The 1160-nt window shown below is 57.3% G+C and carries 1 protein-coding gene; it reads right to left on the bottom strand.

Features of this window, described 5'->3' with window-relative positions; all coding sequences use genetic code 11:
- The coding region (locus C6H66_RS24640; RefSeq protein ID WP_105397025.1) for a ShlB/FhaC/HecB family hemolysin secretion/activation protein at positions 1 to 1160 on the bottom strand (1160 nt) is incomplete at both ends.

A 1160-nucleotide genomic window follows, 5' to 3' on the forward strand; every position in this document is an offset into this window, starting at 1 on the left:
CGCCAGGTGTTTTCCGAGCAGCGCGTCGCTGCCCCGGCCGCCCACTTCGCCATAATCCATTGCCAGATACAGCGATTGCCCGCGCAGCGGGGTTTGCCAGTCCAGTTCGTTGCGGCTGTACCAGCCCCGATCAGCGGATAAGGTCAACTCGCCATCAAAGCCGCGTACCGTCCAGCGGCCACCGATTGAAAATCGATCCTGGGGCGTCAATGGGCTGGCGCTTATCTGACGTAAGTATTGGGTCTGATAAGAAAAGGGCTGAGAAAACAGCGTTAACGGCCCGGAAAGCGTCGCCGAGAACTGGGTGATTTTAGGCAAGGCGGTCCCCTCATTGCGGTACTCTTCCGGCGCCGGTTGTGCGCCAAACCAGCGCATGCCCTGCTGGTAAGTCACTTTGGTATCCAGCGTCGCGCTGCCGATAAAGTGATGATGAGACAGCCCCAGCTTCCAGCCCGCAGTTTCCCGGCGCTGAACATCGATTTCAGTGTTATCAATAAAATTACGGGATGCCCGACGATAAATTTCACCGTTAAGCCCGGTTTTCTGGTCGGCGTTACGATGTAGCACCCGGCTAAGCTGGACCGCCAGGTTTTGGCTTTTGCCCCGGTATTGAATTGCCTGATTCAGCCCAGCTATTGTCTGGGTATAATCGTAATGACTGGCCGTCACGCTGGCCATCCAGTAGCCGAAGGGCAGGGAGTAATAGAGCGTGTCGTTCTGGCTGCCCTTCCCGGCAGACGCGTGAATATCGCGCCCACCGGAGAGATAAAATAGATCGCTGAGCGCCAGGGGGTTATCCAGAAAGAAGGTGAGTCCGCCCTGATAACGCCCGGTGCTCTTGGAGCCGGTATCATCCAGATACGTGGCGACTCGCCAGTGGCGGGACTGACGCCAGTCCAGCACAATATCGCTCTCCCCCGGCTGCGCTGCCGGGACAATGTTCATCTCCGCCCGCACGGTCGGGAAACGTTGCAAGTTTTCCAATCCCTGCTCGATATCCCGTAAATCCAACAGTTTGCCTTCACGCGCGGGAAAGGGCGTGATGCGTTGAATATAATGGCCGCTATCCGGGGTATAGCGAATATGCCGGATGTTGCCCGGTATCATCACCAGTCTTAGCGTTTGGGTACGCAAATCCTGGGGAGGGACCAGAACCCGGC

The organism is Photorhabdus hindustanensis, assembly GCF_002968995.1.
GTDB lineage: Bacteria > Pseudomonadota > Gammaproteobacteria > Enterobacterales > Enterobacteriaceae > Photorhabdus > Photorhabdus akhurstii.